The following is a 22,311-nucleotide window of genomic DNA, read 5'->3' on the forward strand; positions in this document are numbered from 1 at the left end:
TGCGTAGCCCATGTGACGACATCGCGCATGCCGCATCCCTGCACGCCGGAGCGAGTGGACACGGGGAGCCGACAGCCGCCCCGGGGCCGGGAGCACTCCGGGGGACATTGGCGCAGAGACGACGGATGCCCGCCGACGGAACGCGGCCCACCGGTTCCACGGTGAGCCGCTTCTCGGTCAACTGCCTTGATTTGTCTGGGTGTTGTCAGGCAGCGTGCTGCCGTCAGCCGTGAGCCCGCTCAAAGGTGTCGAAGGCCGCCTCCTGGCGCCATTCGAGCTGCGCCTTGGCGCTGCCCGCGAGGAACTTCCGGCATCCCGCGCCGCGCACGGGCAGGCCGGGGCGCTCACCGCGGCAGACCGGCACCGGGTGGAAGCCCCGGGCGGTGGGGTTGCCCTGCCAGAGGCTCGCGCCGGACAGGAAGGCGTACTCCAGCGAGGCGCGGACCAGGTCCTTCAGCTCGGGGTAGCCGAGGCCGTAGGTCTCGGCGGCGTACTCGTACTCGTGGGTGATGTCGATGCGGTCCACCCCGGTCGTCGGTGGACAGGACGACGGGGACGCCGTAGCGCAGGTAGGTGGTGAAGGGGTGGTCGGCGCCCTTCACGCCGAGGATCTGGGCGTTGCTGGAGAAGGGCACCTCGACGGCGATCCGGCGCTGCGCCATCGTGCGGGCGGTGCGCCGCCAGTCGTCCTCCCGGCACACTGAGGGTGCCGAGCGCGGCCGGAACGGCACGGCGGCGCGGGGCACTTCGGCGGTTCGGCTTCACACCGGCGTGATCACGGGTGGGTGACCACCGTACGTCGGTCCCCGGCCACTCGTACCCGAGCGAGTGACACGTCCCGCATGAACTCGTTCATTCCTGCTTCTGGTCGGCGCCACCTACCGGACGGTATACAGAACCGGTCGAACTCAGGGGGAGGAACCATGGCGAGAACCACACACCCCGCGGACGGTACGAGAGGCCGGCGGCGGGCCGCGGTACTCGGGGCGGCACTGGGCGGCTGCGCCCTCGTCGCCGCCTCGGCCGTCCCGGCCGCCGCGCACCCCGGCAGCCCCGGCCACGGCACCGACTACGTGGCGCTCGGCGACTCCTACACCTCGGGCCCCGGCATACCGGCCCAGGTGGACGCCAACTGTGCCCGCTCCGACCACAATTACCCCTCGCTGGTGGCCGCGGGACGCAAGACGAGCACCTTCACGGACGTCAGCTGCGCCGGGGCGACGACCGCCGAGATGTGGCAGGCGCAGGGCACGAACGGGCCCCAGCTCGACGCGGTGCGGCGGGACACGGACCTCGTGACGCTCCAGATCGGCGGCAACGACGTCGGATTCGGCCCCATCATCGAGACCTGCGCACGGCTCGCCGCCCAGGACCCGGCGGGCAACCCCTGCGAGCGCTCCTACGAGGCCGCCGGTTACGACCGATTGACGCTCGCGATCGCGCAGACCGCGCCGAAGGTCGCCCGGGTGCTGCGGGCCGTGCACGCCCGGGCGCCGCACGCGCGCGTGATCGTCGTCGGCTACCCGGACCTGCTGCCCGACGACGGCATCGGTTGCTTCCCCCAAGTCCCCTTCGCCCAGGGTGACTTCGTCTATCTCCGGGACACCGAGAAGCGCCTGAACCTGATGCTGCGGCTGGTGGCGGCGGTCAACCGGGCCGCGTACGTGGACACCTACGGCCCCACGGTCGGTCACGACATGTGCAAGTCGCCCGCGGACCGCTGGATCGAGCCGCTGCGGCCCGCCGCGCCCGCGGCCCCGGCCCACCCCAACGCCAGGGGCGAACAGGCCATGGCCCAAGCGGTGTCGAACCGGCTGGACCGGCACCGCGGGCGCGGCTGAGGTCACGGCGGCCTCCGCGCCCGCGCAGGCGGAGGCCGCCGCTCGGCGGTCAGCCGCCCAGCGCGCCGCGCACCACGGCCTTGGCCTCCTCCTGGACCCGTGCGAGGTGCTCGGGGCCGAGGAAGGACTCGGCGTAGACCTTGTAGACGTCCTCGGTGCCCGAAGGGCGGGCCGCGAACCAGGCGTTGTCCGTGGTGACCTTGATCCCGCCGATCGCGGCGCCGTTGCCGGGCGCCTCGGTGAGCACGGCCGTGACCGGCTCGCCGGCGAGTGTGTCGGCGGTGACCTGGGCCGGGGACAACGTGCCCAGCAGCGCCTTCTGTTCGCGGGTCGCGGGCGCGTCGATGCGAGCGTAGGCGGGGGTGCCGAAGCGGGCGGTCAGGCCCGCGTAGTGCTCCGACGGCGTCCGGTCCGTGACGGCCGTGATCTCGGAGGCGAGCAGGGCGAGGATGATGCCGTCCTTGTCGGTGGTCCACACCGAGCCGTCGCGGCGCAGGAAGGACGCGCCGGCCGACTCCTCGCCGCCGAACCCGAGGGAGCCGCCGGCCAGTCCGTCCACGAACCACTTGAAGCCGACCGGGACTTCGACGAGCGGCCGGCCGAGGTCGGCGGCGACCTTGTCGATCATCGTGGAGGAGACAAGCGTCTTTCCGACGCCCGCCTCGGCGGGCCAGTGCTCGCGGTGCCGGTAGAGGTAGTCGATGGCGACCGCGAGGTAGTGGTTGGGGTTCATCAGGCCCGCGTCCGGGGTGACGATGCCGTGCCGGTCGGCGTCGGCGTCGTTGCCGGTGGCGATACGGAAGCGGTCGCGCTGCTCGATGAGGGAGGCCATGGCGTAGGGCGAGGAGCAGTCCATGCGGATCCGGCCGTCCCAGTCCAGTGTCATGAACCGCCAGGTGGGGTCGGTGTGCGGGTTGACCACGGTCAGGTCGATGCGGTGTGCTTCGGCGATGCGGCCCCAGTAGGCGACGGAGGCGCCGCCGAGCGGGTCGGCGCCGATGCGCACGCCGGCCGCGCGGATCGCGACCAGGTCGAGCACGCTCGGCAGATCGCCGACGTAGGCGCCGAGGAAGTCGTACCGCCCGGTCGTCCCGGCGGCGAGCGCACGGGCGTACGGCAGCCGACGCACGTCCTTCAGGCCGCCGGTGATGATCTGGTTGGCGCGGTCCTGGATCCAGGAGGTGGCGTCGGAGGCGGCCGGGCCGCCGCTCGGCGGGTTGTACTTGAAGCCGCCGTCGGCGGGCGGGTTGTGCGAGGGGGTGACCACGACGCCGTCGGCGAGACCGGAGGCGCGGCCGCGGTTGTGGGTGAGGATGGCGTGCGAGACGGCCGGGGTGGGCGTGTAGCCGTCGGCGCTGTCGATCAGGACGCTCACGTCGTTGGCCGCGAACACCTCCAGCGCGGTGACCTTCGCGGGCTCCGACAGGGCGTGGGTGTCGGCCCCCAGGAAGAGCGGGCCGTCGGTGCCCTGCTCCGCGCGGTACTCGCAGATGGCCTGGCTCGTGGCCGCGATGTGGTCCTCGTTGAAGGCGCTCGCCAGGGACGAGCCCCGGTGCCCGGAGGTGCCGAACGCGACCCGCTGTCCCGGGTCGGCCGGATCCGGGTGGAGCGCGTAGTACGCCGTGACCAGCCGGGCCACGTCGACCAGGTCCTCGGGCTCGGCCGGCCGGCCCGCTCGCTCGTGCGGCATGAGTCCTTATTCCTCCGCGTCGGTGTGATCGATGCCGGTGTGATCGATCGCTCGCCGCCCATCCTTCCTCGTCAGGGTCCTGGCCCGCGAGTACGCCCCGCCTCGTGCTCCGCGCTCCGCCGCTCCTCGCCCGGGAGCGGCGCGGCAGGCCGCCGGGCCGCGCCCCGGCGTCCCGGGAGCCGCGTCCGACGGCCTGCCGGCCGATGCGGTGTCAGCCGATGTGGTAACTGTCCCCGTACGTCTTCCAGTCGAGCGGGGTGTTCAGGTCGAGGTTGCCCTTGCGCAGGAAGACCCGCTGCTCGGTGTCGACACGGCTGGTGTCGCTGTGCGCCTCCTCCTGCTTCATGGCCCACACCCGGGCGTCGAGGAAGGCGTTGAGGTACGTCGTCTCGTCGCCGCCCTGCGCCGGCGGCTTGGCGCTGCGCAGCGCGCGCTTGCGGATGTTGCTGAAGCTGGTGGGGTCGCCGCCGTCGCCGTGCATGACGATGGCGTCGTAGTAGCAGAACTGGCCGAGCGCGCGCAGGCCGTCCGTCTTGCCCTGCGAGACCGCGGGGTTGAAGTAGACGCGGTCGCGCTCGTCGTTCTGGCACTGCTGGAAGACGGTGTCCTTGGCCGCCGTACGCCAGTCCCTGGGGTAGTTCGGGTCGAGGCCGGCGTGCGAGTCGCTGCCGTTGACCTTGCGCAGGGCGGGCAGGTATTTGGCGAGGACGTTGCCGGACTTGCGGTCGGCGTAGAGCTGGACGAGGTCGAGCATGTCGCCGGTGCCGGAACAGAAGCCGATGATGCCGGCGGTGTAGCCGCGGCCGTCGCCGATGTCCTCGATGTACTTGTACTGGGCCTTCCAGTCGAGCGAGGAGTTCTCCGCGCTCGACACGAGTTCCATGGCGATCTCCTTCTTCGCCGGATCGTCGAGGCCCGCTCCGGCCGCCCGGGCCGAGGGGGCCGCGCTCGCGCGCTCGGTGCCGATCAGGGCACCGGAGGCGACGGCGGCGCCGAGCACGGCGACGAGAGTGCGGCGTGAGACGGTGGCGGGGGATGATTCGCGGTCTGCGTGCACCACAGGGACTCCAAGTCGAGGCGGGGGGTGGGGAGTTGGTCCATACCGCTACTGATAGGAAAGTTTCCTATCAGAGGAGAGGCGGCCGGGTAACCCGACTCGCGCGAAGTTCGTAGGATCGGACAATCGTGAGCGACGCGGCAGACCGGCCGCGCCCGATTCAGAAACGGAATCACTCAATCCCATCCGGTACGGCGGTTGGACGTGTGCGGCACGCGGAAGCGAGGGTGGACCTGCCCCCTCCGCCCCCGGAGCGGCACCCCCTACGGCACCACCCGGAGAGACCCGATGACCCACGTCGCGGACCCCGCCCGCTACGACGGCACCATGCGCTACCGGCGCACCGGCCGCTCGGGACTGGACCTGCCGGTCCTGTCGCTCGGCTACTGGCACAACTTCGGCGACGACCGCCCCTTCGAGACCCAGCGCGAGATCGCGTTGCGCGCCTTCGATCTCGGGATCACCCACCACGACCTGGCCAACAACTACGGCCCGCCGTACGGCGCCGCCGAGGAGAACTTCGGCCGGCTGCTGAAGCGGGACCTCGCGCCGTACCGGGACGAGCTGGTGATCTCCACCAAGGCCGGCTGGGACATGTGGCCCGGCCCCTACGGGCAGGGCGGCGGCTCGCGCAAGTACGTGCTCGCCTCGCTGGACCAGTCGCTGCGGCGGACGGGCGTGGACTACGTGGACATCTTCTACTCCCATCGGCTGGACGCCTCCACGCCGTTGGAGGAGACGATGGGCGCGCTCGACACCGCCGTCCGCCAGGGCAAGGCCCTCTACGTGGGCATCTCCTCCTACGACGCCGAGCGCACCCGGCAGGCGGCCGCGGTCCTGCGCGAGCTGGGCACCCCGCTGCTGATCCACCAGCCGTCGTACAGCATGGTCAACCGCTGGATCGAGACCGACGGGCTGCTGGACACCGCCGAGGAGGAGGGCTTCGGGGTCATCGGCTTCACGGCGCTCGCCCAGGGGCTGCTGACGGGCCGTTACCTCGATGGCGTGCCGCGGGACTCGCGGGCCGCGCAGGGCACGTCGTTCGACACGTCCTGGCTGACGGACGACATGCTGGACCGGCTGCGGTCGCTGAACGACATCGCGGCCCGGCGCGGCCAGACCCTCGCCCAACTGGCGCTGGCATGGGCGCTGCGGGACGAGCGGGTGACGTCGCTCGTGATCGGCGCCTCGCGGACCGAGCAACTGGAGCAGAACGTGGCGGCCCTGGAGAACCTGGACTTCAGCGCCGAGGAGCTGGCCGAGATCGACACGTACGCGACCGACAGCGGCGTGGACCTGTGGCGGGAGGCCCGGCTCGGCAACCTCGGCTGACCCGACGCACCCCGGGGTGAGGTGCGGTGGGGGCGCACTCGGCGAGCCGATGTGTGACGTACGTCACAGACAGGCTGGATAACTCGGACATACTGGAAGCGGCCTGACAGCGTTGTCACCACTCACGGCAACACCGTCACCCCTCCCCCGCGACTTCCGAGGAGCCGCACAGCTCATGGTCCACGGAGCCCACCGCAGCCCCCTCCTGCCTCCCCGCCCCGACCTGGGTCTCGCCCGCGACTGCGAGGTCTGCCTCGGCTGGGGAACCGTCGTCAGCCGTGACGGCGAGCACGAGCTGTGCCACGCCTGCCAGCTCGTCACCGAGGACGACGAGACCCCCTCGCACCGCGGCGCGTAACGCCCCCCACCCCCTGCCCGACCCGGGTCCGCTCGGCCGTCCCGCGCGGCCGGGGTAAGGTTCCGGTAATGGTTTCACCAAGAAACCTTCAAATTAGCAGGGGGGCCATGGGCGCCGCACGCACGAGGAGGACGCCGTTGCCGGGCATCGGCGTCCGGTACGACCTGACCACCCGCGAACACCGCGGGTTGTCGGTGGTGGCCCACCGGGACGGGTCGAGAACGCTGAGCGCGTACCAGGGCGACGACCCCGACGCCTGTGCGCTGTCGGTCCACCTCACGGGCCAGGAAGCGGAGGCGCTGGCCGGCACCCTCACGCCGGCCCACCGCAGCCCGAACCTGCTGTCCACGACGGAGCTGGGCCTGGTGGCCGAGCGGATCGAGCTGCCCTCCGTCTCGTACTGGAACGGCCGGCTGCTCGGCGACACCCGGATGCGCACCGAGACCGGTGTGTCGATCGTGGCCGTACTGCGCCGCGCCGAGGCCATCCCCTCCCCCGGACCCGACTTCCGGCTGGCCGGCGGGGACACGCTGATCGTGATCGGTACCCGCGAGGGCGCCGACGCGGCCGCCGCGATACTCGGGCGGGAGTGAGCGCGTGCACTCCTCCGCGGTCTTCCTGATCGAGTTCGGCGCCATCATCCTGGGCCTCGGTCTGCTCGGCCGGCTCGCCGCCCGCCTGCGGTTCTCCCCGATACCCCTGTACCTGCTGGCCGGGCTGGCCTTCGGCGAGGGCGGACTGCTGCCGCTCGGCGCCAGCGAGGAGTTCGTGGCGATCGGCGCCGAGATCGGCGTGATCCTGCTGCTGCTCATGCTGGGCCTGGAGTACACGGCCAGCGACCTGGTCTCCAACCTCAAGACCCAGTACCCGGCCGGCCTCGTCGACATGGCCCTCAACGCCCTGCCCGGCGCCGCGGCGGCCCTGCTGCTGGGCTGGGGTCCGATCGCCGCCGTCGTCCTGGCCGGCATCACCTGGATCTCGTCCTCCGGCGTCATCGCCAAGGTCCTCGGCGACCTCGGCCGGATCGGCAACCGGGAGACCCCGGTGATCCTCAGCATCCTGGTGCTGGAGGACCTGTCCATGGCGGTCTATCTGCCGGTCGTCACGGCGCTGCTGGCCGGCACCGGCTTCGCCGCCGGCAGCCTCACCCTGGGCATCGCGCTCGGCGTGGCCGGCCTGGTCCTGCTGGTGGCGGTGCGTTTCGGGCGGCACATCTCCCGCTTCGTCTCCACCGACGACCCGGAGAAGCTGCTGCTCGTGGTGCTCGGCCTGACGCTGCTGGTCGCCGGTGTGGCGCAGCAGCTCCAGGTTTCGGCGGCCGTCGGCGCGTTCCTCGTCGGCATCGCCCTGTCCGGCGAGGTCGCCGAGGGCGCCCACCACCTGCTCGCGCCGCTGCGGGACCTGTTCGCGGCGGTGTTCTTCGTCTTCTTCGGTCTGCACACGGACCCGGCGAGCATCCCGCCGGTACTGCTGCCCGCGCTCGCGCTGGCCGTGGTCACCACGTTCACCAAGATCGCGACGGGTTACTGGGCGGCCCGGCGTGCGGGTATCTCGGCCAAGGGCCGCTGGCGGGCGGGCGGCACGCTGGTCGCGCGCGGCGAGTTCTCCGTCGTCATCGCCGGTCTCGCCGTCACCGCCGGGATCGACTCCGACCTCGGCCCACTGGCCACGGCGTACGTGCTGATCCTCGTCGTCCTCGGCCCGCTGACCGCCCGCTACACCGAACCGCTTGCCCGCCGACTGACCAGCCCACGATCCGAATCCACACCACCCCGCGAGGCACCACGCCCCGTCACAGGAGACGCGACCGCGACCGCACGGGACGAGGACACGGCCGCTCGCCCCTGACCCATCACCACCCAGGCCACGGCATACACGCTCAACCTCGTCCCCCTCGACCCGCTGACCGCCCGCTACACCGAACCGCTCGCCCGCCGACTGACCAGCCCACGATCCGAATCCACACCACCCCGCGAGGCACCACGCCCCGTCACAGGAGACGCGACCGCGACCGCACGGGACGAGGACATGGCCGCTCGCCCCTGACCCGTCGCCGCCCGGCGGACGTACCGTGGTGTCATGTCCGCCCCTCCGCTCCCGGGCCCGCTGGCCCATCTGGCGCCGCTGCTGGAACACTACGGCTACTGGGCGGTCGGGGCGGTGGTCCTGGTCGAGGACTTCGGGGTGCCCGCGCCCGGTGAGACGATCCTGCTCGCGGCGGGGGTGTACGCGGGCGCGGGACGGCTGAACGTCGTGGCGGTGGCCCTCATCGCCTTCGCCGCCGCCCTCGTCGGGGACAACATCGGCTATCTGATCGGCCATTTCGGCGGGCGGGCGTTCGTGCACCGGTGGGGGAAGTACGTCTTCCTGACGCCGGAGCGGTTCGCGGCCGCCGAGGAGTTCTTCGCCCGGCACGGCGGCAAGATCGTGACCGTGGCCCGGTTCATCGAGGGGCTGCGCCAGGCCAACGGCATCATCGCGGGCACCACCGGCATGCCCTGGCCGCGCTTCCTCGCCTTCAACGCGCTGGGCGCGGCGCTGTGGGTGGGCCTGTGGACGACCCTGGCCTACCTGGCGGGCAGTCACATCACCACCATCTACGCCGAGGTCAACCGCTATCTGCTCTACGTCGTGATCGCCGCCGCCGTCGTCCTCGCGGCCCTCGTCGTACGCCATGTCGTACGGAGACGGCGCGCGAGGTCGGCGTAGCGAACGACGTGTCGATGCGTCAACTACCGTTCACCGCAAGGGACTTGGTCCAGTCCGCCACGGACAGCACGTCCGCCTGGCGGGGGAAGACCTTCTCCGTGAGGACGCGGTGGACCTCCGGGTCCGCGTCGAGGCAGGCGTCGTCGAGGACGGTGAGGCGGAAGTCGAGGTCGGCGGCCTGACGCACCGTGGACAGGACGACGCCGCTGGTGGCGATGCCGGTGAGCACCAGATGCTCGATGCCGCCCGACCGGAGGACCAGGTCGAGGTCGCTGCCCGCGAACGCGCTCACCCGGCGCTTGGTGACGACGACGTCCTCGGGGCGCGGTGCGACGTCCGGGTGGATCTCGGCGCCGCGGTCGCCGGTGGCGAACCGGCCGGATGCGGCGACGGCGCCGAACGAGTTGTTGCGCGGGCTGACTTCGGGGTGGCCGGGCCGGAAGCCGACCACCACGTGGATCACCGGCAGCCCGGCCGCGCGGCGGCGGCGACGGCCTCGCCGAGGCGGCCGAGATGGTCACCGGAGGTGTCGAAACGGTCGACGACGGAGCGCTGGACGTCCATCACGAGGAGCGCGCTGTGCGGCACGAGGGCTGTCCTTTCGTGTCGTGCCCGGGTTTCGGGCTGTCGTCGTCGGCACGCTCGTGGCCGCCGCGCAGCGCGGAGGCGAGCGCGGAGACCAGGGCCATGCCGGCGGCGACGCCGAAGACGATGGTCAGGCCGTGGTGGAAGGGCCCGGAGACCAGCTCCGGGAAGAAGGTGTGGCCGGTCAGGGTGGCGCGCTGGGCCGCGGTCAGCTGGTCCAGGGTGCCGCCGGAGCCGAGCAGATGGCCGATGGGGTTGTTGCCCAGGAAGGTGGCGAACAGGGTGCTGACCGGCGGCAGCGAGGCCACCTCGTGGGCGGTGCCGGCGGGGACGCCGTGGGCCTGCAGCCCGGCGGCGAGCGTCCTCGGCAGGGTGCCGGCGAGCCCGGACACCATGAGCGAGAAGAAGACGCCGATGGACAGGGCCGTGCCCGAGTTCTGGAAGGTCGAGCGCATCCCGGAGGCCACGCCCCGGTAGCGGGCCGGCACGCTGCCCATGATGGAGGAGGTGTTGGGCGCGGAGAACATGCCCTGGCCCAGGCCGTTGAGGAACAGCAGCGCCGCGAAGAGGCCGTAGTCGAAGTTCACCGGCAGGGTGAGCAGGCCGAGGAAGGACGCGGCGACGAGGAGCAGCCCGGCGGTGGAGAACAGCCGGGCGCCGAACCGGTCGGACAGGTAGCCGGAGACCGGCCCGGCGATCAGGAAGCCGAGGGTCAGCGGGAGCATGAAGATGCCGGCCCACAGCGGGGTGTCCTCGAAGTCGTAGCCGTGCAACGGCAGCCAGATGCCCTGGAGCCAGATGATCAGCATGAACTGGAGTCCGCCGCGGGCGATGGCGGTCAGCAGGGCGGCCAGGTTGCCCGCGGCGAACGCCCGCACCTTGAACAGGGACAGCCGGAACATCGGCTCGGGGACGCGGGTCTCGACGAAGCCGAAGACCAGCAGCAGGAACAGGCCGCCCAACAGGCCGCTCAGGACCCAGGGGTTGGTCCAGCCGGTGGAGTGGCCGCCGTAGGGCTGGATGCCGTAGGTGATGCCGGCGAGCAGGATGCCGGCGCCGCAGGCGAAGGTGATGTTGCCGAGCCAGTCGACCCGGCCGCGGCCGCCGACGGAGGTCTCGCGCAGGCTCAGATACGACCAGATCGTGCCGGTGATGCTGACCGGGACGCTCACCCAGAACACCGCCCGCCAGTCGACCGCGGCCAGCAGTCCGCCGGCGAGGAGACCGAGGAACTGCCCGGCGAGCGCGGTGATCTGGTTGACGCCGAGGGCCATGCCGCGCTGCCGGGCCGGGAAGGCGTCGGTGAGGATCGCGGCCGAGTTGGCGGTGAGCATGGACCCGCCGAAGGCCTGCACGATGCGCCACAGGATGAGCCACAGCGCGCCCGCGCCGGCCCGGAACGGGTCGAGGGACAGCGCGACGGAGGCGCACGCGAAGACCAGGAAGCCGAGGTTGTAGATGCGGACCCGGCCGAACATGTCGCCGAGCCGGCCGAGGACGACGACCAGGACGGCCGAGACCAGCAGGTAGCCGAGGATCATCCACAGCAGATAGCCGATGTTCCCGGCCGCGAGCGGGTCGAGCCCGATCCCGCGGAAGATCGCCGGCAGCGAGATGATCACGATGGAGGCGTCCATCGTGGCGATCAGCACGCCGAGCGTGGTGTTGGAGAGGGCCACCCACTTGTAGCCGGGGCCCGGGGGTGTGTCCCGCAGCCGCGCGGAGCGCGCGAGCAGCCGCCCGCGTATGCCGCCGCCGTCGCCGGGTGCGCCCGCCGCCGCGGGCCGCGCGCCGCTCACAGTCGTTCCGCCAGTCGGTCGAGCAGGGGCAGCACGTCCTGGAGTGCCTGCCGTTCGTGCGGGGTGAACTCGTCCAGGGCGTGGGCGAGCCGGGTCACGGACTCGGAGCGGCGCTGCTCCAGCATGGTCCGGCCCTCGTCGGTGAGGGAGACGATCGCCCGGCGCCCGTCCGCGGTGTCGGGCGCACGGCTGACGAGCCCGCGCTGTTCGAGCCCCGTGAGGGTGGCCGCCATGGCCTGCGGCCGGACCCGCTCCGACTCGGCGAGCGAGCCCGGCGAGTCCGGACCGGTCCGGGCGAGCCGGGCGAGCACCGAGACCCCTGACAGCGACACGTCCCCGACCGCGTGCGCCTGCCGCAGCCGCCGGACGGTGCGGCCCATGGCCAGCCGGAGCCCGACGGCGAGTGCAATCGTATCCATGCTGCTTACGATAGGTTTATCAGTCTGAACTGTTCAACCAAGCGTAAGTAATTCACCGGGCGGCCGGCACCTGCTCGCGGGAAGTCGTCGTCGGGGCGGGGCGGGATGCTGGGCGCAGGGTGAGGGTCAGTAGGGCGAGAGCGGCGAAGACGACGGCGAAGACGACACCGACGGTGTGCAGGCTCGCGGTGAACGCCTCCCGCGCGGTGTGCAGCAGTTCCGCTCCCCGGCCGGCCGGAAGACGCCGGCTCGCCGCGACCGCGTCGGCCAGTGAGTCGGAGGTGCCGTGGGTGCGGTCGCGGTAGACCACGTCGGCCAGCACACCGAGCAGTGCGAAGCCGAGCGAGCCGCCGAAGTAGTTGCCGGTCTCCGACATCGACGCCGCCGAGCCGGCCCGCTCCGGCGGTACGGACCCGAGCACCAGTCCGGTGCCGAGCGCGAACAGCGGGCCGGTGCCGAGGGCCAGGACGGCGATCCCGGTCATCAGCAGCGGCAGGGTGAGCGCCCCGTGGACGCCGGTCAGCAGCAGACTCCCCACCGCCGATGCCGCGAGCCCGCCCGCGATCGCGGTCGTGTGCCGCATCCGCCGGGCGAGCAGGGGCGCGGTCAGGGTGCCGGCCGCCACGCCCAGCCCCATGGGCGCGAACAGCACCGCCGACGCGAGCGGCGAGTGTCCCAGCACGCTCTGCAGGTACTGGGTCACCACCAGACCGGTACCGGCCATCGCGACACCGGCGAGGACCAGCGCGACGAGGACGGCCGTGAAGGGCCGGCTGCGCAGCAGCCGCAGGTCCAACAGCGGCACCGGCAGGCGCAGTTGACGGCGGACGAACAGCGCTCCGACGACGGCTCCCCCGACGAGGGCCGCCGCCGCGGCAGCCGGCGCACCCTGGAGACTCAGCTGCTTGATGCCGTGGAACAGCAGCAGCACGGACACCAGCGAGTGCGGGGGGAAATCTCCGTCACGGCGGTGAACTCGTGGGAATCTTCGGGCGCGGGATGTCAAGAAGCCGACGGCGGCTCCGACCAACGGGGCGAAGGGCCCCGGCTGGGGCTCTCCACGACGAGGAGCACGAGGAGTACGCGATGAAGTTCCTGATCAGCCTGCACATCAACCCGGCCGTGCTGGACGCGCTGACCGACGAGGAGAAGGCGGCCATCGGCGCGGGCCACGGCGCGTTCATCGAGGAGCTGAAGGAGTCCGGCGAACTGCTCACCACACAGGCCCTGGTCGACCCGTCGCAGGCCGTCGTGGTGTCCGTGCGGGACGGCCGGCCGGTGGTGACCGACGGGCCCTTCCTGGAGGCCAAGGAGTTCCTGGGCGGCTTCTACCTGATCGACTGCGAGGACAAGGAGCGGGCGATCGAGCTGGCGGCGCGGATCCCGGACACCCGGATCGCGGGTCTGGGCGTCGAGGTGCGTCAGGTGATGTTCGCCGAGGGACAATTGGAGGCATGACAGCACCGGCCGTCGAGGACCTGCTCCGTGACCTCACCCCGGGGGTCCTCGGCGCGCTGGTGCGCCGCTACGGCCGGTTCGAGGGCTGCGAGGACGCCGTACAGGAGGCCGTCCTCGCCGCCTCCGTGCAGTGGCCGGCCGAGGGAGTGCCGGACAACCCGCGCGGCTGGCTGACGACGGTCGCGTCCCGGCGGCTCGTCGACCAGCTGCGCAGCGACCACGCGCGCCGCGAGCGGGAGTCGGCGCTGGCCGCCGAGGCGGCCCCCGCGGACGTGCCGGACACCGACGACACGCTCGTCCTGCTGTTCCTGTGCTGTCATCCGGCCCTGACCGCGGCCTCCCAGACCGCGCTGACGCTGCGCGCGGTGGGCGGCCTGGCCACGGCCGAGATCGCGCGCGCGTTCCTGGTGCCGGAGGCCACGATGGCGGCCCGGATCAGCCGGGCCAAGCAGCGCATCCGTGCCGCCGGCAGCTCGTTCGCCCTGCCCGAGGGCGCGGAGCGCGAGGAGCGGCTGCGGGTCGTGCTGCACGTGCTCTACCTGATCTTCAACGAGGGCTACACCGCTTCCTCGGGCGCCGAGCTGATCCGCGCCGACCTCGCCCGCGAGGCGATCCGGCTGACCAGGGCGGTGCACGCGCAACTGCCCGAGGACGGCGAGGTGACCGGGCTGCTCGCGCTGATGCTGCTCACTCACGCCCGCCGCGAGGCACGGACGACACCGGCCGGCGACCTGGTACCGCTGGCCGAACAGGACCGCGAGTGGTGGGACGGCGCGCTGATCGATGAGGGCCTGGACCTGGTGAAGGCGGCGCTGGCCGCACTGGACCTGGGCCCGTACCAGCTCCAGGCCGCGATCGCCGCCACGCACGCCGACGCGAGCACCGCCGAGGAAACCGACTGGGCGCAGGTGCACGCCCTGTATCTGATCCTGGAGCGAATCGCGCCCAACCCGATGGTCACCCTGAACCGCGCGATCGCGCTCGCCGAGACCGAGGGACCTCGGGCCGGGCTGGACCTGCTGTCCGGCCTGGACGGCGACGGGCGGATGGCCGGGCATCACCGGCTGCTGTCCGTACGGGCGCATCTGCTGGAGCGGACCGGCGACACGGCCCGGGCGTACGAGCACTACCGCCGCGCCGCGAAGGCCACGGCGAGCCTCGCCGAGCAGCGCTATCTGGAGTCCCGGGCGAACGACATCGCCGCCCGCCCGCACCCCCGGCGCCGTGAACGGCCGGACCGGTGCCGAGCGACAGAGCCGGCCGGAGGCGGGCTCGGGTCCTCAAGGGGATCCCGGCCGCTGCGGCTTCTCCCCCCGCCCGTCGCCCTTCGAGGGCGGCAGACGCGGCGGGGCCTCGCCCGCGGTGAGGTGTTCGAGAACCTCGACCAGCTCCTGGCAGGCCTTCTCCACCGACCGGCGGGTGTTGTGCTGCTCGGTGATCACGGCGGACAGCAGCAGCGCGGTCAGGGCCATCGAGCCGTTGAACGCCTGGAGTTTCGCCATGACCTCGATACGGCTCAGCCCGGTGAAGGCGCCGACGTCGTCCGTCGCGGCGACGGTGGCCAGCACGGAGGTCAGCAACGCGCACAGCGCGCTGCCCACGAGCTGGAAGCGCAGGGCGGCCCAGATCAGCAGCGGGTAGACGAGGAAGAGCAGGCTGAGCGAGCTGTAGACGGAGACCGGCACCAGAACGCAGGCGACGACGGTCAGCGCGACCGCCTCCTTCCAGCGGGCCAGCGGCGGCGGCCAGCGGGCACCGTGCAGCAACAGCAGCAGCGGGGTGACGATGAGGACACCCATCGCGTCGCCCACCCACCAGGCCAGCCAGACCGGCGGGAAGCTCGACGCGTCCAGCCGGTCCGTGACGACGAGGAGCCCGACGCCCACGGTCGAGCTGATCAGCATGGCGCCGAGCGCCCCGAGGAACACCAGGGCGAGTCCGTCCCGCAGCCGGCTGAGATCGGTGTGGAAACGGGCGCGGCGCAGCAGCAGCGCCGCGCACACCGGCGCACCGGTCTGGCCGGCGAGGGTGCCCAGTACGTCGAGGCGGGGCGTGGTGACCGACATGACGACGAAGAGGGCACCGATCGTGATGCCGGGCCAGCAGCGCATCCCGAGGATCAGCAGGGCGGCGACGGCGACGCCGCTGGCCGGATAGATGGGGGTGACGACGGCGCCCTCGACGACCAGCTCACGCACGAGTCCGAGCCGGCCGGCACCGAAGTAGCAGGCCGCGACGGCCAGTACCTGGACGGCATGGCCGACCCGCCGGCGCTGAACCTCGTTACCCACCACACCAGCAATCTCACACCGCCGCCCCTGCCTCTGCGAGGCGAGAGCCCCCGCCGTCCAGCCCGATGGCCTAAGCGCACCGACCCCCCGACGGCGGCACGGGCCGGTGCCCCGGCGGCCGACCGGATGGCAGGGCCGCGTGCAGCTGGACCGGCACGACGAACCGCGCACGAGTGCAGCCGGGCACAGGGCGGTGGCGGTGGTGGGAGGCAGGCGAGGCCTGGGCGGGGCGGCGGGCGGAGGCGAACTCCGTCCCGGGCGACGGCGAGCGGGCATGGCCCGGCGAGAGCCGCCCCGGCGGACGACCGGACCGTACGGCCAAGCCAAGCCAAGCCAGGCAGGCACGAGCCGTACTCGCTGGCGCCCGAACCGGGGGCCGCTCACCTCGCCGACGGCACGCCACGGGCGGCGTTCGAGGCATCGGGGGCGGTGCGCGGGAGCAACCGGGAGGCCTGGGCGGCGTGTTGGGAGGACACGGCGCCGCGCCCGGGACGTCGCTCCAGCCGGCGGCTCGCCGCGGCCGGAAGCGGGACCGCCGGGGCCGAGGTCGACACCGTACGGACGGGGCAGGGTCCGCCCGGGCCGACCGCGGCGGAGGGCGGGCGAGACCGGTCGAGACGACCGAGGCGGAGGACCGGCGAGGGCCGATCGGGGCCACCGCGGCGGAGGGCGGGCGAGGGCCGGTCGAGACGATCCGCAGCGGAAGACCAGCGAGAGCCAGTCGAGACGACCCGCAGCATGGGGGGCAAGGGCCGGTCGGGGCGGGGGCGGCAGTCACATGTGGACGCAGGGGCCGTCCAGGCCGACGACGAGGACGGCGGCGTCGTCCTCGTGGCCGACGCTCTCGGCGCCCTTGATCACGGCGGCGGCCAGCGCGTGTGCCTCCAGGCTCGCGACGGCGGCGATGCCGGCGAGGCGGACGACCTGGTCGAGCCCGTCCTCGATGGTCAGCGACGGACCCTCCACCACGCCGTCGGTGACCAGGACGAAGACGCCGCCCGTGGTCAGCCGGTGCCGGGTCACCGGGTACTCCATGCCCGTCTCGATGCCGAGCGGCGGACCTCCCTCGTCGTCGACGACGCCGGACTTGCCGTCCGCCGTGGCCCACACGAAGGGAATGTGGCCGGCGCGTGCGCTCTCCAGCACGCCGGTGGTGAGGTCGAGGCGCATGAAGGTGCAGGTGGCGAAGAGGTCGCTGCCCAGGGACAGCAGCAGTTCGTTGGTGCGGGCGAGGAGCTCACCCGGGTCGCTGGTGACGGAGGCCAGGGCGCGCAGTCCGGCCCGCACCTGGCCCATGAACGCGGCGGCCTCGATGTTGTGCCCTTGCACGTCCCCGATGGACAGCCCGATCCGGCCGTCGGGCAGGGCGAAGGCGTCGTACCAGTCGCCGCCGACGTTGAGACCGAGGTTGGCCGGTGTGTAGCGCACGGCGAGATGCAGGCCTGGGGCGGCGGGCAGGTCCCGCGGGAGCATGCCGCGCTGGAGGGCGATGGCCAGCTCGACCTGGCTGCGTTGCAGCTCCGCGCGCTCGCGTGCCTGGGCGGTGAGCGAGCCGAGTCGGGCCAACAGCTCGTCGCCTTCGTCCATGGAGCGCTTGCGGGGCATCGATCACTTCCGGCGATGCGGTGGCCCTCGAAGGCCGACCGCCTGAATTTTCGGCAAACGCCTAGATTTTACCGATATCTCATGATCATGCTCTCGGACAGAGCCTGTGGTGCGGGTCAACGCATGGATCCGCACCGTCCCCCGGTCGATGGATGTGCCCGTGTCGGGGCCTCGGGCGCGCCGGACCGGAGTGGGAGATTACGGCTGCGGCCCGGGGCCGCCCCGCCTGTCACGCTCCCCGGCTCTCCGGCTGCCCCCTTCTCACGTTCCCCGCCCCGCCCCTGTTCCACCCTGATCTCGCCCCCACGGAGGGACTCCATCATGCGCCTGTGCCGTCCGCTCGTCGCCGTCCTCGGCGGACTCGCTCTCGCCCTGACCACCACCGGCTCCGCGCTCGCCGCGGACAGCACGTTCCTGTGGATCGGCCCCAAGAGCAAGCTGTACGCCCTCGACAACCCGCCGGCGCGCAAGTGTCTGAGCATGGCCCAGGAGGCCCGCGGCGCCCGCAACGCCACGAAGAAGCCCCTGGTCGTCTACACGCAGAAGAACTGCAAGGGGACGGCGACCCGGCTCGCCCCCGGTAAGTCGGCGCCCAGTGGCGCACGCTTCGCCAGCATCGTGTTCGATCCGCGCTGAGCGGCACCGACGCCGGCACCACACACCGAAAACGGGTGGCACGCGTTCCGCGCCCGGGCGCCGGCGTGCCGCCCGTGTCCAGTCCCGAGGCATCCGGGCGCCGGGGCCATGAGGCGTACGCCCTTACCGGATCGCCGTTCCGCATGCGATGACCTGCGCGCCCGGCTGGATGCCCGATCTCGACTCTCGACTGCACTCACCCGTCGTGCACCGGCACGTGTCCGACTCCCTGCTGTCCGGCCAGGTGCCGGACAGCGCCCGCGACCTCGGCGTCTCCGTCCCCGCGGCGGGCACACTCACGTCCGCCTCAGCCGTCGGCATGACCGTGGGGGCGCCGCTGACGGCGCTGCTCGGCCGACACCGCCCGACACGGCAGACCCTGCTGGTGTTCCTGGGCGTGTCTCTGCTCGCTCGTGTGGTCGCGGCCCTGGCCGACGTCGGTTTCCTGGCCGTCGGGCTGACCGCCGTGACCGGGACGGTCACACCCGACACCAAGGGACGGGCCACCGCGATCCTGCTCGGCGGGACCGCGCTCGCCTGCGTGGTGGGCGTGCCCTCCGGTGCCGCGCTCGGCCGGCTGCCGGGCCGGTGTTCCGCATTCCCGGCGGTCGCCCTGCTGTCCGCGCCGGCACTCGCCGCGATCGCCCGGTCGGTGCCGGGCGGCGGCTGGAGCGGGCCGGAGCCGCCGGGCAACGGGGCCCGCGCGGAGCTGGGGGCGCTGCGCCGGCCCCGCCTGCTGCCGACCTGGGTCCCGGCGCGCTGGTCAACGGCGCCACCTTCTGTACCTTCACCTACCTCGCGCCGCTGACCACGGAGGTGACCGGCCTCGGTGCCGGGCGGATGCCGGGCGTACTCGCGCTCTTCGGGACCGGCGGCCATTGCCGGTGCTGCGGGCGGGCGGGGCCGCGCCGCTCGTCGGCTGGGTGCTGCCGGCCCTGGCCGCCGGGCACGACGACGACCGTGCCGCTCGCCCCGTTGCTGGGGCTGCCGGCATTCGGCGTCGGTTCGACGCCGATCACCCGGGCACTGTACGACGCCGCGGACGTCCCGTCCCTCGGGGCAGCCCTCCCGACGTCGGCACTGAACGTCGGCGCCGCCCCCGGTCCGGTCCTGTGCGGGACGGCGATCGACAGCGGGCTCGGCTACTGCACCCCGGTCCGGGTCAGCGCGCTGCTGACGGCACCCACACTCGTCGTACCGACCGTGTCCGTACGCGCCGGGCGGGACCGACAACCCGCGTGGGCCATCGCGCACGCGACAGACGGAACCAGCAACCCGCGTGACGCCAGACACGACCAACACGAGGTGGCCGGTGACACAGAGCGCGGACGAACACACCGCCGCCGAAAAGCCGACCACCCCGCAGATGACGCTCGCACTCGCCACGCCGACCGTGACGACCGCACCCGACGACCGAGACCAGCGACCCGCGCGACGGCCGGCACGACCAACACGCGGTGGCCGCTGACTCACCGCACAGCGCGAGCCACCGCCCCCCCCACACACAAATCCCAGCCCCCCGCCGCTCACGCCCACGCTCGCCGCGCTGACCGCGGAGTGCGGGTCCGGCGTCGGCGCGGGCGCGGGCGCGGGCGCGGCGGGCGTCCGGCGGTGGATCACAGCGGGGAGTGGGCCACCGCCGTCAGGAAGGCGCCGAACAGCAGGGACACGACGGTGAGGGAGCCGTAGACGAGTACCGCGTGGGCGGGGCGGACCCGCCAGGTCCGTGTCAGGGCCCGGGCCATGGGGATGAGCAGCGGGAAGGCCGGCAGCAGGAACCGCGGCTTGGAGGAGAAGGAGCCGGATCCGCCGACGACGAGCAGGATCAGGACCCCCGCGAAGACCACCAGCGCCAGCGGGGCGCGCTCCAGGCACAGCAGCGCGAACAGCAGGACGCCCGCCGCGACGATCACCAGGGCCATCGGGTAGACGACTCCCCCGCCGTACAGCAGCATCGCCTTGACGAACTTGGCCGAGCCGATCCCGAAGTCGAACTTGGAGTCCCAGGCACTCTGGACCTTGAAGTAGCCGCCGAGCAGGTTTCCGGTCTGGCTGCCCACCCACAGCACGTAGCCGAGCCAGCCGAGCGGGGCCAGTACGGCACCGGCCCACAGGCTCACCGGGACCCGGCCGCGCCGGCGCCATGCCTCATGGGCGGCGGCCAGCGAGACGGCCAGTGCGATCGCGAAGCCGCTGGGCCGGGCCAGGCCCGCGAGCGCGGCCAGCGTTCCGGCCCACAGCCAGTTGCGCTTGAGCACGTGGTACAGGGACCAGATGGCCAGCGCGGCGAACAGCGACTCGGTGTAGGCGATGGTCAGCTCGACGGCGTGCGGCATCACGGCCCACAGGGCGACCAGCGCGGTGGCGACGCCGCGCCCGTAGAGCAGGTGGCCGATGGCGTAGACGCCGTACGCCGCCACGCCCGCGCAGATCCAGGAGATGAGCAGCGCGGCCTGGCCGGGGGTCAGCGGCAGGACGGTGGTGAGTGCCCTGATCATGCCGGGATACAGGGGGAAGAACGCCCAGTCGGCCTGGACGGCACCCTGCGGGGTGATCCAGATCTTGTGGCCGTAGCCCTGGGCGGCGATGTGCAGATACCAGCGGGAGTCCCAGGAGTGGGCGAGGGTTTTGACGAGTGGATGGCCCCGCAGGGCGTTGGTGAGGATCACTGTGAGGACCCCGGCGAACCGGACGGCCACGAACAGCGCGAGGGCCGGCAGCACGCCCTCGGGAGTTCCGCGCCGCGCGATCCGCGGCAGGGCCGGCAACGCCGACAGACGGGCGGGAGGGGACGGAGCGGCCGACTCGGGCCGGGGTACAGAAGAGGTACTCACGCTCATGACCTTGAACACGCCTGGTAAGACGTGCAATCCGCGACCCGGGTTTCTTACACACTTCCACCCTGATTCAGGAAATTGCCCCTTCTCTCAGAATCCGGGCAAAAATCCCCCAACCCATCGCTCACCGGCTACTGATCGATCACTGACCGAAGGCGCCCGGAGGGGACGAAACAACGTGTGGTAAACATATGAGCGCTGCCTAGCTCGAAAGATGGATGTTGTGACTGTCAACGACGACTCGTTCACCAACTGGAAGATCCGCGAGGAGATCGCGGAGTCGATGATCCCGCTCATCGGGAAGCTGCACCGCGAGCGGGACGTGACCGTCCTGCTGCACAGCCGCTCCCTGGTGAACAAGTCGGTGGTCAGCATCCTCAAGACGCACCGCTTCGCCCGGCAGATCGCCGGCGCGGAACTGTCGGTCACCGAGACCATGCCGTTCCTGCAGGCCCTGACCGCGCTGGACCTCGGCCCCGCCCAGATCGACCTCGGTCTGCTGGCCGCCACGTACAAGGCCGACGACCGGGGTCTGAGCGTCGCCGAGTTCACCGCCGAGGCCGTCGCCGGCGCCACCGGCGGCAACAAGATCGAGCGCCGCGAGGCACGGGACGTCGTCCTGTACGGCTTCGGCCGCATCGGCCGGCTCGTCGCACGCCTGCTGATCGAGAAGGCCGGTTCCGGCAACGGTCTGATGCTGCGCGCCATCGTCGTGCGCGGCGGCGGCGCCGAGGACATCGTCAAGCGCGCCTCCCTGCTGCGCCGCGACTCCATCCACGGCCAGTTCCAGGGCACCATCACCGTGGACGAGGCCTCCAGCACCATCGTGGCCAACGGCAACGCGATCAAGGTGATCTACGCCGACGACCCGACGGCCGTCGACTACACCGAGTACGGCATCCGGGACGCCATCCTCATCGACAACACCGGCAAGTGGCGCGACCGCGAGGGCCTGTCCAAACACCTGCGCCCCGGCATCGACAAGGTCGTCCTGACCGCGCCGGGCAAGGGCGACGTCCCGAACATCGTGCACGGCGTCAACCACGACACGATCAAGCCGGACGAGCAGATCCTGTCCTGCGCCTCCTGCACCACCAACGCGATCGTCCCGCCGCTGAAGGCGATGGACGACGAGTACGGCGTGCTGCGCGGGCACGTGGAGACCGTCCACTCGTTCACGAACGACCAGAACCTGCTGGACAACTACCACAAGGCGGAGCGCCGTGGCCGTTCCGCGCCGCTCAACATGGTGATCACCGAGACCGGTGCCGCCTCCGCCGTCGCCAAGGCGCTGCCGGACCTGAAGGCGAAGATCAGCGGCAGCTCGATCCGCGTCCCGGTGCCGGACGTCTCGATCGCGATCCTCAACCTCCAGCTGGCCCGCGAGACCACCCCCGAGGAGGTCCACGACTACCTGCGCGAGGTCTCGCTGACCTCGCCGCTGCGCCGCCAGATCGACTTCACCACGGCGCCCGACGCGGTCTCCAGCGACTTCATCGGCTCGCGCCACGCCTCGATCGTGGACGGCGGGGCCCTCAAGGTCGACGGCGACAACGCGATCCTCTACCTCTGGTACGACAACGAGTTCGGCTACTCCTGCCAGGTCGTCCGCGTCGTCCAGCACGTCTCGGGCGTCGAGTACCCGACGTTCCCGGCCACGGCGGTCTGACCGCCGACGGGACAGCGCGTGCACA

The 22,311-nt window shown here is 72.1% G+C and carries 19 protein-coding genes and 3 pseudogenes; 11 read left to right on the plus strand and 11 right to left on the minus strand.

Features of this window, described 5'->3' with window-relative positions; genetic code table 11:
• Window positions 1–223: 223 nt before the first annotated feature.
• Window positions 224–692 (minus strand): annotated as a pseudogene (locus tag BIV25_RS48000) (adenosine deaminase); the annotation flags it as partial.
• Between the two features lie 231 nt (window positions 693–923).
• On the opposite strand from BIV25_RS48000, the gene BIV25_RS32705 reads away from it, so the two are divergent.
• Entirely contained in the window at window positions 924–1,841 is a 918-nt protein-coding gene (locus BIV25_RS32705) for an SGNH/GDSL hydrolase family protein (RefSeq protein WP_071376104.1), read from the plus strand.
• A gap of 49 nt (window positions 1,842–1,890) precedes the next feature.
• Here BIV25_RS32705 and pgm read toward each other — a convergent pair whose 3' ends face one another.
• Both pgm and BIV25_RS32715 read right to left on the minus strand, forming a co-directional pair.
• Window positions 1,891–3,531, minus strand: coding sequence for a phosphoglucomutase (alpha-D-glucose-1,6-bisphosphate-dependent) (gene pgm / locus BIV25_RS32710; RefSeq protein ID WP_071376105.1), 1,641 nt, complete (start codon window positions 3,529–3,531; stop codon window positions 1,891–1,893).
• Between the two features lie 211 nt (window positions 3,532–3,742).
• The gene (locus BIV25_RS32715; protein ID WP_071376106.1) at window positions 3,743–4,591 is read right to left on the minus strand and encodes a chitosanase; all 849 of its coding nucleotides are present in this window, start codon (window positions 4,589–4,591) and stop codon (window positions 3,743–3,745) included.
• Between the two features lie 285 nt (window positions 4,592–4,876).
• Here BIV25_RS32715 and mgrA point away from each other — a divergent pair, with 285 nt between their 5' ends.
• From mgrA to BIV25_RS32740, 5 genes are all read left to right on the plus strand, one after another.
• Complete coding sequence (mgrA, locus tag BIV25_RS32720) at window positions 4,877–5,920, plus strand: L-glyceraldehyde 3-phosphate reductase (protein WP_071376107.1); 1,044 nt, start codon at window positions 4,877–4,879, stop codon at window positions 5,918–5,920.
• A gap of 175 nt (window positions 5,921–6,095) precedes the next feature.
• Window positions 6,096–6,278 carry a hypothetical protein gene (locus BIV25_RS32725; RefSeq protein WP_071376108.1) on the plus strand — a complete coding sequence of 61 codons (183 nt, stop codon included), beginning with the start codon at window positions 6,096–6,098 and terminating at the stop codon, window positions 6,276–6,278.
• A gap of 107 nt (window positions 6,279–6,385) precedes the next feature.
• The gene (locus BIV25_RS32730) at window positions 6,386–6,871 is read left to right on the plus strand and encodes a cation:proton antiporter regulatory subunit (protein WP_071376109.1); all 486 of its coding nucleotides are present in this window, start codon (window positions 6,386–6,388) and stop codon (window positions 6,869–6,871) included.
• A 4-nt stretch (window positions 6,872–6,875) separates the two neighbouring features.
• Window positions 6,876–8,126, plus strand: a complete 1,251-nt coding sequence (locus tag BIV25_RS32735; protein WP_071376110.1) for a cation:proton antiporter — start codon at window positions 6,876–6,878, stop codon at window positions 8,124–8,126.
• 231 nt (window positions 8,127–8,357) lie between these two features.
• Window positions 8,358–8,987 carry a DedA family protein gene (locus tag BIV25_RS32740; RefSeq protein WP_071376111.1) on the plus strand — a complete coding sequence of 210 codons (630 nt, stop codon included), beginning with the start codon at window positions 8,358–8,360 and terminating at the stop codon, window positions 8,985–8,987.
• A gap of 19 nt (window positions 8,988–9,006) precedes the next feature.
• On the opposite strand, the pseudogene BIV25_RS32745 reads toward BIV25_RS32740, so the two are convergent.
• The 4 genes and pseudogenes from BIV25_RS32745 to BIV25_RS32760 all read right to left on the minus strand — a co-directional run bounded on the left by BIV25_RS32745 (window position 9,007) and on the right by BIV25_RS32760 (window position 12,721).
• Window positions 9,007–9,575: pseudogene (locus BIV25_RS32745) on the minus strand (cysteine hydrolase family protein).
• On the minus strand, window positions 9,551–11,209 hold the full coding sequence (locus BIV25_RS32750) for an MFS transporter (RefSeq protein ID WP_371273092.1): 1,659 nt from the start codon (window positions 11,207–11,209) through the stop codon (window positions 9,551–9,553). The pseudogene BIV25_RS32745 and the gene BIV25_RS32750 overlap by 25 nt, the downstream one beginning before the upstream one ends.
• 158 nt (window positions 11,210–11,367) lie before the next feature.
• Window positions 11,368–11,790 (minus strand): MarR family winged helix-turn-helix transcriptional regulator, encoded by a 423-nt coding sequence (locus tag BIV25_RS32755; protein ID WP_071376112.1) that lies wholly within the window; start codon window positions 11,788–11,790, stop codon window positions 11,368–11,370.
• Between the two features lie 52 nt (window positions 11,791–11,842).
• On the minus strand, window positions 11,843–12,721 hold the full coding sequence (locus BIV25_RS32760; RefSeq protein WP_256256438.1) for an MFS transporter: 879 nt from the start codon (window positions 12,719–12,721) through the stop codon (window positions 11,843–11,845).
• A 155-nt stretch (window positions 12,722–12,876) separates the two neighbouring features.
• Here BIV25_RS32760 and BIV25_RS32765 point away from each other — a divergent pair, with 155 nt between their 5' ends.
• Both BIV25_RS32765 and BIV25_RS48005 read left to right on the plus strand, forming a co-directional pair.
• Window positions 12,877–13,248, plus strand: a complete 372-nt coding sequence (locus BIV25_RS32765) for a YciI family protein (RefSeq protein WP_071376113.1) — start codon at window positions 12,877–12,879, stop codon at window positions 13,246–13,248.
• Window positions 13,245–14,456, plus strand: a pseudogene (locus BIV25_RS48005) (RNA polymerase sigma factor); the annotation flags it as partial. The gene BIV25_RS32765 and the pseudogene BIV25_RS48005, both read left to right, overlap by 4 nt.
• Window positions 14,457–14,528: 72 nt before the next feature.
• Here BIV25_RS48005 and BIV25_RS32775 read toward each other — a convergent pair.
• Both BIV25_RS32775 and BIV25_RS32780 read right to left on the minus strand, forming a co-directional pair.
• Window positions 14,529–15,542: an MASE1 domain-containing protein gene (locus BIV25_RS32775; protein ID WP_071376115.1), complete on the minus strand. Its 1,014-nt coding sequence runs from the start codon at window positions 15,540–15,542 to the stop codon at window positions 14,529–14,531.
• 771 nt (window positions 15,543–16,313) lie between these two features.
• Window positions 16,314–17,144: a PP2C family protein-serine/threonine phosphatase gene (locus BIV25_RS32780; RefSeq protein ID WP_071376116.1), complete on the minus strand. Its 831-nt coding sequence runs from the start codon at window positions 17,142–17,144 to the stop codon at window positions 16,314–16,316.
• 321 nt (window positions 17,145–17,465) lie between these two features.
• Between BIV25_RS32780 and BIV25_RS51495 the strand changes: the two genes are divergently transcribed.
• Together BIV25_RS51495 and BIV25_RS51500 are read left to right on the plus strand one after the other, a co-directional pair.
• On the plus strand, window positions 17,466–17,780 hold the full coding sequence (locus BIV25_RS51495) for a hypothetical protein (protein ID WP_071376117.1): 315 nt from the start codon (window positions 17,466–17,468) through the stop codon (window positions 17,778–17,780).
• Window positions 17,781–17,985: 205 nt separating this feature from the next.
• Window positions 17,986–18,588 (plus strand): MFS transporter, encoded by a 603-nt coding sequence (locus BIV25_RS51500; RefSeq protein ID WP_177235493.1) that lies wholly within the window; start codon window positions 17,986–17,988, stop codon window positions 18,586–18,588.
• Here BIV25_RS51500 and BIV25_RS51505 read toward each other — a convergent pair.
• Together BIV25_RS51505 and BIV25_RS32800 are read right to left on the minus strand one after the other, a co-directional pair.
• The gene (locus BIV25_RS51505; protein WP_071376119.1) at window positions 18,572–18,799 is read right to left on the minus strand and encodes a hypothetical protein; all 228 of its coding nucleotides are present in this window, start codon (window positions 18,797–18,799) and stop codon (window positions 18,572–18,574) included. The genes BIV25_RS51500 and BIV25_RS51505 overlap by 17 nt on opposite strands.
• Before the next feature lie 597 nt (window positions 18,800–19,396).
• The gene (locus BIV25_RS32800) at window positions 19,397–20,620 is read right to left on the minus strand and encodes a glycosyltransferase family 39 protein (RefSeq protein WP_177235494.1); all 1,224 of its coding nucleotides are present in this window, start codon (window positions 20,618–20,620) and stop codon (window positions 19,397–19,399) included.
• A 220-nt stretch (window positions 20,621–20,840) separates the two neighbouring features.
• Between BIV25_RS32800 and BIV25_RS32805 the strand changes: the two genes are divergently transcribed.
• Window positions 20,841–22,286 (plus strand): glyceraldehyde-3-phosphate dehydrogenase, encoded by a 1,446-nt coding sequence (locus BIV25_RS32805; RefSeq protein ID WP_071376121.1) that lies wholly within the window; start codon window positions 20,841–20,843, stop codon window positions 22,284–22,286.
• Window positions 22,287–22,311: the final 25 nt, after the last annotated feature.

Source organism: Streptomyces sp. MUSC 14 (assembly GCF_001866675.1).
In the GTDB taxonomy this organism is placed as follows: Bacteria; Actinomycetota; Actinomycetes; order Streptomycetales; family Streptomycetaceae; genus Streptomyces.